The 15,406-nt window shown below is 35.8% G+C and carries 12 protein-coding genes; 5 read left to right on the top strand and 7 right to left on the bottom strand.

The features are described 5' to 3' along the window. Positions 1 to 76 precede the first annotated feature (76 nt). From BHE19_RS01745 to BHE19_RS01730, 4 genes are all read left to right on the top strand, one after another. Positions 77 to 1,321 (top strand): TolC family protein, encoded by a 1,245-nt coding sequence (locus BHE19_RS01745; RefSeq protein ID WP_070905699.1) that lies wholly within the window; start codon positions 77 to 79, stop codon positions 1,319 to 1,321. Positions 1,322 to 1,332: 11 nt separating this feature from the next. Beyond that, entirely contained in the window at positions 1,333 to 2,418 is a 1,086-nt protein-coding gene (locus tag BHE19_RS01740; protein WP_070905698.1) for an efflux RND transporter periplasmic adaptor subunit, read from the top strand. A 4-nt stretch (positions 2,419 to 2,422) separates the two neighbouring features. Continuing rightward, positions 2,423 to 3,688, top strand: coding sequence for a carbohydrate porin (locus BHE19_RS01735; RefSeq protein WP_070905697.1), 1,266 nt, complete (start codon positions 2,423 to 2,425; stop codon positions 3,686 to 3,688). Positions 3,689 to 3,764: 76 nt separating this feature from the next. Then, a complete protein-coding gene (locus tag BHE19_RS01730) occupies positions 3,765 to 6,863 on the top strand; it encodes an efflux RND transporter permease subunit (RefSeq protein ID WP_017496385.1) in 3,099 nt (1,032 codons plus the stop codon). A gap of 498 nt (positions 6,864 to 7,361) precedes the next feature. Here the strand turns inward: BHE19_RS01730 and BHE19_RS01725 are convergent, their stop codons facing one another. After that, entirely contained in the window at positions 7,362 to 7,742 is a 381-nt protein-coding gene (locus BHE19_RS01725) for an ankyrin repeat domain-containing protein (RefSeq protein ID WP_017496386.1), read from the bottom strand. Between the two features lie 358 nt (positions 7,743 to 8,100). Here BHE19_RS01725 and BHE19_RS01720 point away from each other — a divergent pair, with 358 nt between their 5' ends. Continuing rightward, on the top strand, positions 8,101 to 8,640 hold the full coding sequence (locus BHE19_RS01720; protein WP_070905696.1) for an SRPBCC family protein: 540 nt from the start codon (positions 8,101 to 8,103) through the stop codon (positions 8,638 to 8,640). A gap of 84 nt (positions 8,641 to 8,724) precedes the next feature. Here the strand turns inward: BHE19_RS01720 and BHE19_RS01715 are convergent, their stop codons facing one another. The 6 genes from BHE19_RS01715 to BHE19_RS01690 form a co-directional block, all read right to left on the bottom strand. Further along, positions 8,725 to 9,678 carry a phosphoribosylaminoimidazolesuccinocarboxamide synthase gene (locus tag BHE19_RS01715; RefSeq protein ID WP_070905695.1) on the bottom strand — a complete coding sequence of 318 codons (954 nt, stop codon included), beginning with the start codon at positions 9,676 to 9,678 and terminating at the stop codon, positions 8,725 to 8,727. A gap of 93 nt (positions 9,679 to 9,771) precedes the next feature. Further along, a complete protein-coding gene (locus BHE19_RS01710; protein ID WP_070905694.1) occupies positions 9,772 to 10,248 on the bottom strand; it encodes a GNAT family N-acetyltransferase in 477 nt (158 codons plus the stop codon). Between the two features lie 122 nt (positions 10,249 to 10,370). Then, entirely contained in the window at positions 10,371 to 12,719 is a 2,349-nt protein-coding gene (locus tag BHE19_RS01705) for a S9 family peptidase (protein WP_070905693.1), read from the bottom strand. Between the two features lie 185 nt (positions 12,720 to 12,904). Beyond that, positions 12,905 to 13,735 (bottom strand): Cof-type HAD-IIB family hydrolase, encoded by an 831-nt coding sequence (locus BHE19_RS01700; RefSeq protein ID WP_070905692.1) that lies wholly within the window; start codon positions 13,733 to 13,735, stop codon positions 12,905 to 12,907. Positions 13,736 to 13,873: 138 nt separating this feature from the next. Continuing rightward, positions 13,874 to 14,236, bottom strand: coding sequence for a DUF1801 domain-containing protein (locus tag BHE19_RS01695; RefSeq protein WP_070905691.1), 363 nt, complete (start codon positions 14,234 to 14,236; stop codon positions 13,874 to 13,876). Positions 14,237 to 14,381: 145 nt separating this feature from the next. Then, on the bottom strand, positions 14,382 to 15,332 hold the full coding sequence (locus BHE19_RS01690; RefSeq protein ID WP_017496394.1) for a PhoH family protein: 951 nt from the start codon (positions 15,330 to 15,332) through the stop codon (positions 14,382 to 14,384). Between the last annotated feature and the right edge of the window lie 74 nt (positions 15,333 to 15,406).

Genomic DNA, 15,406 nt, shown 5'->3' with positions numbered 1-15,406 from the left:
AAGTTATTTTTAAGGTAGATTTTAAGGTCTCTTAAAGTCCCGTGATAGCATATTTGTATAAATTAAATTTGATACAATGAGAAAACTCTGTGCATTCCTACTTGTACTTATCGGTCCGGTAGTTTTGGCTCAAAAAACGGTCAGCCTTCAGGACTGTGAAAGCCAATTCCTTAAAAACAACCTCTTTTTGTTGGCATCACAATATAATATTGATGCGTCAAAAGCATTAACTATTCAGGCCCGAATTTGGGATAACCCGTCATTAACAGCAGAGCTGAATGCTTACAACCCCGAAAGAAATCAGTATTTTGATATTGGCAAACAAGGGCAAAAAGCATTTGGTATCGAGCAATTAATTTATTTAGGCGGAAAAAAACGCAATGAAATAAAACTGGCACAAACCAATGAACAATTGGCTGAGTTACAGTTCAATGATTTACTGCGAACTTTAAAACTTCAGTTGAGAAAGAGCTTTTACACTGTGTACTACAACAAAAAAAGTCTCGAAACTACTGACAACCAGCTAGCGCATATCGAAGATTTGATAAGCTCCTACTCTATACAGGTCGAAAAAGGTAATATTCCTTTACGAGATCTTGTTCGTCTGCAATCGCTTTACTTAAACTTCAAAAATGAGCGTATGGAGGTTGTCAATGAAAATATCGAAGAACAGGGCAACTTAAAACTATTACTAAACTCTACCGAAAATGTTGTTCCGGAAGTTACTAAGGAAGAATTTAATAAGTATACCAAAACCATCCCTTTTGATCTTAAAACATTTCAGGATGAAGCCATTGCAAACCGCCCGGACTATTTAGCCAAGCAAAAAGATATCGAGGCCAATGAAATCAATGTAAAATGGCAAAAAGCACTATCCGTCCCTGATATTACTGTTGGTGCTACCTATGATCAGCGCAGCGGGGCTTTTAACAGAGAGGCCAATCTGACACTTGGAATTCCACTGCCACTTTGGAACAAAAACAAAGGAAATATTAAGTATGCAAAAACGATTCTCGAGCAGTCAAAAATTGAAAAGCAAAATTTTGACCTTCAATTGCAAACCGAAATTACAACTGCATGGAACAAATGGGAAGAATCCCGTAAAAACTATGTGATCATAAAACCTACTGTTAATTCAGATTTTGAAGCAGTTTATAAAGGAATCTTAACCAATTTCCAGAAACGAAATATCAGTTTATTAGAATTTACCGATTTTATGGAAAGTTACAATCAGGCTTCTGTTCAGGTAAATGAACTCAAGAAAAAAGTTATCCTTTCGGGTGAAGAACTAAATAGTACCATCAACAAAGACTTATTCTAAAATTAAACAAAATGAAATATAAACTACTAATAGGAATTGTTCTCGTAAGTTTATCAGTCCTAAGCTGCAAAAAAGAAGTTGAAAACCCAAGCACTAATACTTCTTTTGCTTTAAGCGAATCGATGCTAAAAACAACTACTACAGCAGAAGCGAAAACACAACCGGTAAAAAATGTATTGAGCTTTTACGGAAAAATTACGGCTGATAATAACAAAATGATTGATGTTTATCCTCTCGTAGGCGGAAACGTAATCAAAGTAAATGTAGAACTAGGAGATTATGTCCGTAAAGGTCAGGTTTTGGCCACCATAAAAAGTACTGATATTGCTGATTTTGAAAAACAATCCATTGATGCTAAAAATGATTTGTTGGTTGCTAAAAATCATCTGAAAGTAGCTCAGGAATTATTTGACGGAAAGCTAAACTCTGAAAGTGATGTACTTCAGGCGAAATCAGAAGTAAATAAAGCGCAATCGCAATTGAGTAAAGTTCAGGAAACCTATAAAATTTACAATATCAAAGCGGGGTCTATTTACGAAGTAACTGCCCCAATTAGTGGCTTTATCATTCAAAAAAGCATTAATCAGGACATGTTATTGCGAAATGACCGCTCCGAAAACATCTTTGATATTGCCGAAATCAGTGAAGTTTGGGCGTTAGCCAACATCAACGAAATTGATATCAATAAAGTAAAACTGGGTATCGATGCTGATGTTACCACGCTAAGTTATCCTGATAAAGTTTTCAAAGGTAAAGTAGATAAAATCTTTAATGTAATTGATCCCGAAACTAAAGCCATGCAGGCACGTATAAAACTGGAGAATCCCGGGTACATGTTAAAACCTGATATGAACGCAAATATTAAACTATCGTATAGCGAAAGTGACTCTATGATAGCCGTACCCAGTAAAGCAATTGTTTTTGATAAGAGTAAAAACTTTGTCATGATTTTCAAAGACCGCAACAACATTGAGACCAGACAGGTAGACGTATACAGAGTCGTGGGCGATGTAACCTACATCTCAAAAGGCTTGAAAGACAACGAAAAAGTAATTACTAACAATCAGTTATTTATTTATCGCGCTCTAAACGAATAAATACATGGAGAAATCTGTAAAAATATTGAGTTTTGCCACACTATTTATTTCAACACTATCTTTTTCACAGGAAACAGATTCGATTCGAAAATATAGTCTGGGTTTTCAAATGACATCTATATACCAATACCATCCGGCTTTTCATGCTAATTATTCAGGTACCAATAGTATGTCTCCTAAAGAAGAAGGCGCTTTATCCTTAACATCAACCTTGTACCTTGATGTTCCGCTATGGAAAGGAGCTACCTTGACCTTTAACCCTGAAATGTCAGGAGGTCAAGGTTTGTCTCAGGCAAGAGGATTGGGAGGCTTTCCTAACGGAGAAACCTTTAGAATTGGAGATACCAAACCTGTTGTTTATGTGGCAAGAATGCTTTTAGAACAAAAGTTCCAATTTAAAAACAACCACTCATTACAACTGGTTTTCGGAAAATTTGGGTTATCCGATTATTTTGACAATAACTCCTATTCACACGATCCCAGAACACAGTTCTTAAATTGGGCATTAATGACACATGGAGCTTGGGATTATGCCGCAAATACTCGAGGATATACAGATGGATTGTACGCTAATTATCAGTTTGATTCCTGGCAGGTAAGAGCTTCTATAAGTGCTTTACCTACTTATGCCAACGGACCGAATGTTGAATTCAGTTTTAAAAATTCCAACGCAATAAACGTTGAAATTGAAAAACAGCTCGTCTTTGAAAATAATGATACGGCAACCTTAAAACTATTGGGTTTTCGAAATGTTGCCGGAATGGGAAATTATGACGAAGCCAATTCAAATTTTATAACAATGCCTGACATAAAAAGTACCCGACAAGATGGGCGCACCAAATATGGCATTGGTTTAAACATGGATTATACGCACAGAGATACTTGGGGATTGTTTGCCCGAATGAGCTATAATGACGGTAAAAATGAAACCTGGGCCTTTACCGAAATTGACCGATCGGCACAGTTAGGAATACATTTGAACGGAAAGATGTGGAACCGAAATAAGGATTTTGCCGGTATTGCCATAGTTGCCAACGGATTATCCAATTCGCATAAACAATATCAAAAACTTGGCGGAGATGGTTTCATGATTGGTGACGGTACTTTAAACTACGGTATAGAACAAATTGCAGAAGTTTTCTATTCGTTCTTAGTGCCCAATACTCATATTACGCTTTCGCCGGATTATCAGTTTGCCATCAATCCTGCCTATAATAAAGACAGAGGTCCGGTACAATTTTTTGCCTTACGGTTTCATACAGAATTCTAAGCGGAAATCTATCATATAAAATGCTTCAGAAAAAAGCATCATAAATAAAAATTCATCCTTAAAAATACTTTTTAAAATGAACAAATTCATAAGAAACATTATAGCTTTCTCCCTTAAAAATAAGGCCTTTACCTTTTTCTGGGTGGGATTATTGGCCGTAGCAGGATTCATTTCTTTCAAGAATATGCCAATCGATGCTTTTCCGGACGTAACCAATACCCAAATTATTATCATTACTCAATGGAATGGGAAAAGTGCCGAAGAAGTCGAACGTTTTGTAACCTCACCTATCGAGATCTCAATGAACTCGGTACAAAAGAAAACCAGCGTTCGCAGTATTACAATGTTTGGTCTGTCAGTGATCAAAATTATTTTTGACGATGGAGTCGATGATACTTTTGCACGTCTTCAGGTCAATAACTTACTAAAAAATGTATCTCTTCCCGACGATGTAGAACCGGATGTTCAGCCGCCTTATGGGCCAACGGGTGAGATTTTCAGATATATCGTAAAAAGTGACAGTAGAGACAGTAGAGAATTGTTAACCTATCAAAACTGGGTAATAGACAAACAATTACGTTCTGTTCCCGGTGTTGCCGATCTAAACGTTTTTGGAGGGCAAACTAAAACCTATGAAGTTGGAGTTGATCCGATAAAATTAGCCAAATACAACATTACACCACTTCAGGTTTATAATGCTGTAAATGGTGGCAACCTGAATGTTGGTGGTGACATCATCGAAAAAAATGGTCAGGCCTTTGTTGTTCGTGGAGTTGGTCTTTTAAAATCGATCCAGGATCTTGAAAATATTATTGTTGACGATGCCAAAGGAAACCCAATTTTAGTCAAGAATTTAGCCACTGTGTATGAAAGTGCGATGCCAAGAGTCGGACAAACCGGTTTAGCGAAGAACGATGATGTTGTTGAAGGTATTATCGTCATGCGAAAAGGCGAAAATCCACAAGAAACTTTAGCTTTAATTAAGGCCAAAATACAAGATCTGAACGATAATGTGCTTCCAAAAGACATTAAACTAGTAACCTTTTACGATCGTGATAATTTAATGAACTTCACGACGGAAACCGTTATGCACAACTTATTTGAAGGAATCATTCTGGTTACCTGTGTGGTATTTCTTTTCATGGCCGACTGGAGGACTACTTTCACCGTTTCGATTGTTATTCCACTCTCCTTATTATTTGCCTTCTTATGTCTTAAAATGATGGGAATGAGCGCTAACCTGTTGAGTTTAGGTGCGGTCGATTTCGGAATTATTATTGATGGTGCCGTAGTTATGGTCGAAGGCTTATTCGTAGTTTTAGATCATCGGGCACATCAACTGGGAATGACGGCCTACAATAAAATAGCAAAAGGAAGTCTGATTAAAAAAACCGGAGCAGAAATGGGTAAAGCCATATTCTTTTCTAAGTTAATTATTATCACAGCCCTCCTTCCTATATTCTCTTTCCAGAAAGTAGAAGGAAAAATGTTCTCACCTTTGGCATATACCCTTGGTTTTGCTTTAATGGGAGCCTTGCTGTTTACGCTAACATTGGTACCTGTTTTATCACATATTTTATTGAATAAGAATGTGAAGGAAAAAAACAATCCGTTTGTTAACTTCTGGGATCGAATAGTAAGTAAAGGTTTTGCATGGACTTTCAAACACAAGGTAAAAGCACTTGTAGGATCTATAGCGCTTTTAGTAACAGTTTTCTTTTCAGCTACCTTTTTAGGAACCGAATTTTTGCCTCAGTTAAATGAAGGTGCTTTATGGGTAACAGCCGAATTACCGATGAGTACATCATTGCCTGAAAGTGTTAAAACAGCAGCGATGATTCGAAAAGATTTGGAAAGTTTTCCCGAAGTTAAAAATGTTTTATCGCAAACCGGAAGAAGTAACGACGGAACAGATCCGAATGGTTTCGGGTTTATACAGCTTCAGGTGGATTTAAAGCCAAAATCAGAATGGACGCGAAAAATAACAATGGACGAACTAATTAACGAAATGGACGATAAATTAAAAGTTCATCAGGGAATTACGTATAACTACTCACAGCCCGTAATTGATAACGTAGCCGAATCTGTTGCCGGTTTTAAAGCCTCCAATGCCGTAAAAATTTATGGAGATGATCTTGACAAACTGGATGAACTATCAAACGAAGTCTTGGCACAGATCAAAAACATACCGGGTATTAAAGATGCCGGAATCCTTCGAAATGTTGGGCAACCTGAAATTAGTGTTGTTCTGGACCGAGATAAAATGGCTGCTTACGGTGTAACACTGAGTGATGCACAGGCCGTTTTAGAATTAGCATTTGGAGGAAAAACAGCTACTCAAAAATATGAAGACGATAAAAAATTTGATGTGAGAGTACGTTTTTCAAAAGAGTATCGTAAAGATGAGAATGATATCGCCGAGCTTAAGGTTCCAACGATTAGCGGAATTAAAATTCCATTAAAAGAAATATCCGATTTAAAGACTATTACAGGTCCTGCTTTTATTTATCGAGATAATACCAAGCGTTTTATTGGGGTAAAATTCTCAGTTCGTGATCGAGATCTGGGAAGTACCATTGCCGAAGCACAGGCAAAAGTAGCTAAATTGAAACTTCCAACAGGCTATACTGTTGGCTGGACAGGGGAATTTGAAAATCAGGTTCGTGCCAGTGCCCGATTGGCACAAGTGGTACCGATCAGTTTAATTGGGATATTTGTGCTCTTATTCATTCTGTTTGGAAATATTAAAGATTCGCTTTTGGTTCTGGCTAATGTTCCGTTCGCCATTATTGGCGGAATCATTGCTCTGCATCTTACCCGAATGAATTTTGGGATCTCTGCTGGTGTTGGTTTTATCGCATTACTGGGAATCTGTATTCAAAACGGTGTAATTCTGATCTCTGAATTTCATCATAATTTAAAAGCGAAATTCTCACTCGAAGAATCTATTTTTATGGGAGTAAAAGCCCGAACAAGAGCTGTAGTGATGACCGCGTTGATGGCTTCGATAGGTTTAATGCCGGCCGCCATTTCTACCGGAATTGGTTCTGAATCACAAAAACCGTTAGCCATTGTAATCATTGGAGGTTTAATTACGGCAACGATTCTAACCCTTTTGGTATTCCCTATAATCTTCTGGGTATTCAACCGTAAAAAACACGTTCCAATTGAATAAAAACATTGAAGATAGATTAATTGGTTAAATTAATTTGATTAAGTTTTAGCGAAGAAAGCATCATTATTTTTAATGGTGCTTTTTTTATATCATTATTTCAGGACGAAACAATGTTTGGGTCAAGAACCAAAATCCAAAAAAAAGGGCTGAAAGCCCGAAAAGCACAAACATAGTGCGAATCACTATGAATTTAGATAAAGATGTAAAATTGCCCTGAAAGGGCAAAAGCAATTTTCGCTCCCGAAAGATCCTACAAAAAAACGTTTACATGCTTAGCGGATCTCACACAAAATATGCTGGAAACTTTTCTTTGTGAACAGGCTTTTGCCCCTTCAGGGCGTAACCCCTAATTGCCATATACTCATAGTGCTGTGCACCATGCTATTGCCAGAGCTCTTTCAGAGCAAATTTTAATTTCATGGAAATGAAAAACGACCTTCTGCTCAAGGAAGGTCGTTTCATATACTAACTCAAAACTAGATTTAAACTTCTAAACTCTTATTTTAAACCTTTTAAAATGGCGATTGCATCTGTCGCATTCGATAATTCTGCATATTTCAAAGCGGTAAAACCTTTCTCATTTCTGGCAGAAGCATCTGCTCCTTTTGCTAATAATACTTTCAAAATATCCACTTTGTTATAACGTGCAGCGATCATTAAAGGTGATAAACCTTCTGACATCTCGTTTACGTCAGCTCCATATTCTAATAATTTTTTAACGAAATCTAAATCTCCTTTACTAACTGCCACATTTAATGGTGTTGAGAAACTATTTACGATCTCTAATTGTGGTTTCACAACTGTTGTGTGATTTGATGCCATTGAAACATTTGCAAATGCTACTAAAGCTACTCCTAAATAAACGATTGAATTTTTCATAATGATTGATTTTTTAATTGATTGATTGATGATGATTTTTAAATTCTTTGTAAAGGTAATTTATTTTCATGTATTATGTATAACAAAGTACCATGTTTTAACTAATTCTTAACATTCAATTAATATAAGCTGTAAAAAGTAATTTGAATGTTAATTGTCAGCTTTCTTAATAGACGCCTGAAGATTCGATTTGTTACAGTTTACAGTAAAAAAATATAAAAAATCTTATTATTTTTTTTCATGGCATTAAATACGAACCGTAACTTTTTTAACTTTACGAAACAAAAAACTCTGCAAACAAAGGTGTTACACTTTTAATTACAGAAAAGAAAAAACTAACAACCTAAAACCACAAACTATGAAGATCTTAAAAAGAATTCTAATTGTTTTAATCCTGATCGTTGCTATCGTACTGATTGCAGCTAATTTTATGCCTAAAACTTATGCCATAGAAAGAGAAATCACCATTAACAAACCTGTTGACAGTGTCTTTAAATATGTCAGATCTTTAAAAAATCAAAATGAATTTAGTGTTTGGGCCAATCTCGATCCCAAAATGAAATCTACTTATACAGGAACCGATGGAGATGTTGGATCAGTATCTGCCTGGGAAAGCACAGTAAAAGAAGTTGGTGAAGGAGAACAGGAAATCACGAAAATTACGGAAGGAAAACGCATTGACTTTGCCTTACGTTTCAAAAAACCAATGGACGATACAGCGGTAGGTTTTATGTCAACAGAAACTGCACCAGGAAATCAGACTAAAGTAAAATGGGGAATCAGCGGTGTTATTCCTTATCCAATGAATATTATGCTTCCGATGATGAAAATGGACCAAATGATTGGCAATGACCTACAGAAAGGTCTGGAAAATTTAAAAGCCAAAATGGAAGAATAAAATTTATCGAATCCTTTTTATATAACAAACCCGACAGGTTTTTTAAATCTGTCGGGTTTAGTAATATGGTAGGTATAAAAATTATTATTTTCCTGAAAGGTACTCTAATACATTTTTATTGATACGTTGATCAATATTATCAATATCTGCTTTTACGAACTTTTCTCCCAGAATATTTTCATACAATTCGATGTATCTTTCAGAAACAGATTGAATATATTCGTCACTCATATCCGGAATTTGCTGTCCTTCCTGCCCCTGAAAACCGTTTTCGATCAACCAGCGGCGTACAAACTCTTTAGACAATTGTTTTTGCTCCTCTCCTTTTTCCTGTCTTTCCTGATATCCATCCGCATAAAAGTAACGGGAAGAATCCGGTGTATGAATTTCGTCAATTAAAACGATCACACCTTCTTTTGTTTTTCCGAATTCATATTTAGTATCTACCAAAATTAAACCACGGCTTGCCGCAATTTCAGTCCCTCTTTGAAACAAAGCACGAGTGTATTTTTCTAAAACAAGATAATCTTCTTCAGAAACAATTCCTTTTGCCAAAATGTCTTCGCGTGAAATATCTTCATCATGAGAACCATTATCGGCTTTTGTAGTAGGCGTAATAATAGGCTCCGGAAATTTATCGTTCTCTTTTAACCCTTCTGCCATTGTAACTCCGCAAATTTGTCTTTTTCCGGCTGCATATTCACGTGCAGCGTGTCCTGAAACATAACCGCGAATCACCATTTCTACTTTAAAAGGCTCACATAAATGTCCCACAGCTACATTTGGATCCGGAGTTGCAATCAGCCAGTTTGGTACAATATCCTGAGTTAACTCCATGAACTTTGTGGCAATCTGATTCAAAATTTGCCCTTTATACGGAATCCCCTTTGGCAAAACCACATCAAAAGCCGAAAGTCTGTCGGTTGCTACCATTACTAAAAGATCGTCATTGATGTTGTAAACCTCTCTTACTTTTCCGCGATAAACCGATTTCTGATTTGGAAAACTGAAGTTTGTAGTTGTGATTGTATTGCTCATTGTCTAGTGTTGTGTTGTTTTTTATGAATGCAAATTTAAAACTAATTAAAAGAAAAAAAGAACCTATTCAGATTCTTTTTTTTAGTCACGGTCTCAGTCGCAGTTACCGGTTTGTAAACTGCTACTGTTATTCCTTTCCCCATTTGTTAATTCCATATGTAAAATAGGATATGGTTTCCCGCAACCGTCTACATCAGACATCGATTTTACTTCAAAACCAAAATGCTGATAGAATTCCAAAGCTTGTATATTATCTTTATTAACATCAACTTTTGTTACATTTAAATTTTGAATGGCATACAGTAAAAGTTCTTTTCCAATACCTTTTCCTATTTCATTTGCCGAAACAAACAGCATTTCCAGATTTTCATCATTCGTGCCCATAAATCCAACAATCTCCTTTGTACTATTCTTTATACAATGTAGTGTTACATGGTCAAAAAAACCAGGGATTATTGTTTTATAAAATTCAAAATCTTCATTCTTTAAAAAATCATGTGTAGCTTTCACTGAAGATTCCCAAACATACATCAAAGCTTTGTAATCACTAATTTCTACTTTATCAATCACTTTATCTTTATTAGAAGTTACTATTCTCTTTTAATCCTATAATTCGTTTCAATTCTGCTTTAAAATACAAAGTCCCCTTTCATGATACATAAATGGGGACTTTACAGCTGCTAGCGTATCTTTTATTTTTTCAATAAAGTAGCATTAAACAAGTTTAAAATCCTGCTGTATTCGTCAATCCAGGAATAGGTCTCTTTGAACCCGTGAGCCTCCACAGGAAATGATGCCAGACTCCAATTCTTTTTCTGAAGTTCTATAAAACGTTGAGACAAACGAACAATGTCTTTGTATTCAACATTATCATCTACCATTCCGTGTAACATCACTAAATCTCCTTTTAGATTATCGGCATAATAAATAGGTGAACTTTTTTTGAAGGCTTCCGGATCTGTTTCAGGAAAATTTAAAATGTTTCCGGTATATCCGTGATTGTAATGTGCCCAATCCGTAACAGAACGTAAGGCAGCTCCCGAGGCAAATTCACCCGGAGCAGTCAACATTCCCATTAAAGTAATAAAACCACCGTAAGATCCTCCATAAATACCCACTCTGTTGGCGTCAATACCGTATTTTTCAACCAAATATTTTTTTCCATCTAAATGATCAGACAAATCTTTTCCTCCCATAAAACGGTAAATTCCGGTTCTGAAATCACGACCGTAACCATCACTTCCTCTATAATCGATATCCAAAACAGTATACCCTAAATCAGTCAATAAATTATGGAACATATATTCTCTGTGATAATTACTCCAGTAATTGTGCGCATTTTGCAAATAACCTGCTCCGTGAACAAAAATGATTGCCGCTTTGTTGGCATTTTCCGTTTTTGGAGTGTATAATCTGGCGTTTACAGGAGTTCCATCCTGGGCTTTGAAAGTGATTACTTCCGGTTCTCTCCACTTGTATTCTTTAAAACTTGGAGAAACTGAAGATGATATTTGTTGTAAACTCGCATTCTTTTTATTGTCAGCAATATAAAAATCCCACGGAATATTTTTATACGAATAACGTACTAAAAGTGATTTCTCGTCAGGAGAAACGACTACTTCATGTGCTCCGTCTTTGGTTAAAACTGGCTCTAAAGCACCACCCGTTGCAGGCAATTTATAGAAATTTCTATTCCCCGGATGTGTAGTATTGGTTGTTAAATAAAATGTTTTTTTATCGTTAGACAAGGCTACATCACGAACTTCCCAATTTCCTGTAGTCAATTGAGTCTTTTTCCCTGATTTTAGATTATACGTGTACAAATGCGAATAACCAGTCGCCTCAGATTGGAAATAAATAGTTTCATTGTCTGCTAAAAAACCTAAAACTCCGGAATCAAATGAATAGGATGGAATTCCAGGACCTGCGATCCACGCATCGTCATGCTGATGTTCGATTTCTTTAAATGTCCCGTTCTCAAGCTTCAGATTCACCAGCCATCTGTCTTTGTTGTCCTGACTTCTAATCTCTACAATTGCTGCAGAACCATTCTCGTTATACACAGGAGCCTGAGCTGTAATGAAACGATCTTCCTTAGCTTTATTTTTTAAGTTATCGTACGTTTCATAATACTTCGGATTGTCCTGAATATGACTTAAAGTCGAAAAATTAACGTAATAAACCGTGTCTTTGGCAACAGAGTAAATTCCTAATTTAGTCTTTACCAGATTGGCTATCGAAACTTTTTGTTTTGTATCAGGAGTTTGGTTATAACCGTCATCTGTTATAAAAACCTCCATCTTTTCTTTTTTATTGTCTGATTCTTCAGCCAAACTAAAAGTGGCAAAATTTCCGTTTGGATCTGCTTTTAGATTATAAAAGTTATCTTTTCCATAAAAATATTCTTTTGCAAAATCAGATTTAACGGCTTTGCTTTTAGCAAGATTCCATTGTTTTTTAGCCGCAGCATCTCTCACAAACTGAAACAGTTCTTTTTGCTGTGTCTTTAAAAAGGACTCTTTATCAGGCGTTTTCTCCTTTTTTACTCCTTTTTTAAAGTTTGTTAACTGCAAAACGGTTCCTTCTTTTGCATTGTATTTAAAAATGTTATCATTCTGTTCAAAGAAAACAATCCCTGAAGTCGCCCCAAGTTCAACATTTGAAACCGGAGTGCTTTGCTGAATAATTTTCTTAACTGTTTTTGTACTGATGGAATACGAATACAAACCTCCTTTGTCGCTGTAATACACTACGTCAGAAGTTGGTTTTCTTTTAAAATCCAGCTTAGAAAAGGCGGCTTCCTTTGGCTCTACCAAAGTTGGCTTTGCTGCTCCTTTTTGCCAGGAATAGGTATTAGCACCCAAATCATTGGTTGGATTCCATTCGAAATATACTTTTTTACCGTCTAAAGACCAGCGTCCGTAAGTCGGTTGATTTCCAGTAAAACCTTCCCCTTTCATTATTTCTTCTAATTTCAGAGTTTGGCTATTACCCGAAATGGATAGCATAAAAAAGGCAAGAATAAAGATGTTTTTTGTCATGGTATAGTTTTTTGATAAAACAAAAATACACTTTGAAACTTACTAAAAAAATGTTTTTATAACTTCAAGCAGCCAATCCATAAAAGAGATAAAAAAAAGTCTTCAAAAACATATTTTGAAGACTTTCAGATTCTTTGATTGTAAAACTGTTTAAAACTAAAAAGCAATACAGCAAATTCTTATTTTTAATCCATTACGAATTCTTTATTCAAAATCTTAGAAGCGATGTAATTGGCAACACCGTCTTCTGCATTGGTTTTAATTACCTCCAGATCAGGCAAAGTTTCCTTTAGTAAGGCCGGAGCATTACCCATGATCAAACCTTTTCCGGTTTCAGATAACATTTGTACATCATTAAAACCATCACCAAAAGAGACTGCCTCTTCTAAAGAAAAGCCTTCTTTTTCTAAAACACGCTGAATTGCTACAGCTTTATCAACCGATTTGTCCATGAATTCCAAACAGGTTGGCAAGCTAAATGCATGGTGTAAATCACTGGATGAATTTGCCAAAATCGCCTCTTTTAGAGCTACCAGTTTTTCATGATTCTCATGCGAGAAGAAAATTTTAATGGCTGCAAAATCCTCCAGAGTTTTATAATCTACCAATTCAGGGCGGTATTTTAATTCGGCCTGAAAAGCATTTAATCGCTCATTAATTCTATTTGTCTGCCAAACGTTTTCTTTGAACAAAACCACTGTAATTTCAGGATCAATCTCGACATCTAAAGCCGCTTTTACCACATCACTTTTTAAATCGAATGCAAAAAGCTCTTCTCTTTCAGGGGAATGAATCCTTGCTCCGTTTGAACTCACCAGATAAACGGGAATTTCAAGTGTTTCAATAATAGCCATCGCATCTAAATGATGACGGCCTGTTGCTACGATAATAAGATAATTTTGATGGTGAAGTTCCTGAAAAATGGATTTGGTATAATCTGATATTCTGTGTTGAGGGTTGAGTAACGTTCCGTCTAAATCGGTTACTACAACTTTTATATTTTTAAGCTTCGTCATATTAAAATTCAGGTATTTATGAATGACAAAATTACGGCTTTGCTTGCAGAAGAGCAAAAATTAGGGGCTTCGAAAGCTTCAAAAACAGCAAGTTTATTATATATTTAACTATTACGTTAAGTATTCCATTTTAAATATTCAAACTTTAATAATTCCGGTTTTGTATAAATGGAGAGCTTGTCCTATAATTTGTTCAATTCTTTCTACAGGTAAATCTTCTTCAGGCTCAAAAAGCATAATTTTCATTCTGGAGCGGGCTTCCTGAAGTAGAAAAGGTTCATCAAAGTGTTTTCCTTCTACAATTCCGATATATGGTTTTTTGTATTTTTTATGCATCCATAAATAACAAAACATTTTCCCTTTATAACAGAAGAAAGGCATTCCGTATTTTAAAACATGAGTAACCTCTTTGTCCTGTCTTAAGATAATCTCTTTTAAGGCCAAAAAGACTCCTTTCCCGGGTTCTTCTTGTTTTTCGTAAAAATTATCAACTTCTTTCATTCCCCATTTAATTTAAAACCTGCATACCTTATTAAAAAAATATTCGTTTTACACCTCTCTCATTAAAGATTAGGTATAAAACGAATATTAATAAATGTTAAAACACATTTTACGATTTACATTTAACATTTCACTATAATTAAACTTAGTCGTGATTTTCGATCTGCTTGTAAGCGTCAATTACTTTTTTGACTAATCGGTGACGTACGATATCTTTATCATCGAGATAAATAATTCCGATACCTTCAATGTCTTTCAATACCAAAAGCGCTTCCTTCAGACCGGAAATAGTTCTACGTGGCAAATCGACCTGCCCGGGATCACCTGTAATCATGAACTTGGCATTTTTTCCCATACGGGTCAGAAACATTTTCATTTGTGAATGTGTCGTGTTCTGTGCCTCATCCAGAATTACAAAAGCATTATCAAGTGTACGCCCACGCATAAAGGCTAATGGAGCAATCTGAATAATTCCTTTCAAAATGTAATCTTCGAGTTTTTCGTTGGGAAGCATGTCGCGCAACGCATCATAAAGAGGCTGCATGTAAGGATCAAGTTTTTCTTTCATATCGCCGGGTAAAAATCCCAGGTTTTCACCTGCTTCTACTGCCGGTCGCGTCAATATGATCCTTTTTACTTCTTTGTCTTTAAGTGCTTTTACCGCCATTGCAACACCCGTGTACGTTTTTCCGGTTCCGGCAGGTCCAACAGCAAATACCATATCATTTTTTTTGATGGTATCTACCAGTAACTGCTGGTTAGGCGTCATGGCTTTAATGATTTTACCGCCAACACCATGAACTAATATTTTGTCATGATCGTATGCTTTTTTTTCATCTTGTCCATCGCTCATAATTACCCGTTCGATTACATTATCATCAATGTTATTGTATCGGGTAAAATGAAGCATAAGCCTCTGGAATCTTTTTTCGAATTCATCTAAAACTTCTTTCTCGCCAAATGCCTTCAAAGTGGTCCCTCTCGCTACTATTTTAAGCTTTGGGTAATACTTTTTAATGATTTCAAGATGCGTATCCTGAGCACCCCAAAAGTCTTTTGGAGCGATGTCTATGAGCTCAATAATTCTTTCGTTCAAATGAGATAGTTTTAAATTAAAAATAAATCAGTTTTTATAAATCAGTAGTTGTCGGGTCTTTTTTTCGTCGCAGT

The organism is Flavobacterium tructae (assembly GCF_001853485.1).
Lineage (GTDB): Bacteria > Bacteroidota > Bacteroidia > Flavobacteriales > Flavobacteriaceae > Flavobacterium > Flavobacterium tructae.
Note: the sequence above shows the minus strand (reverse complement) of the source record. Positions and strands in the feature narration are given on the sequence as shown.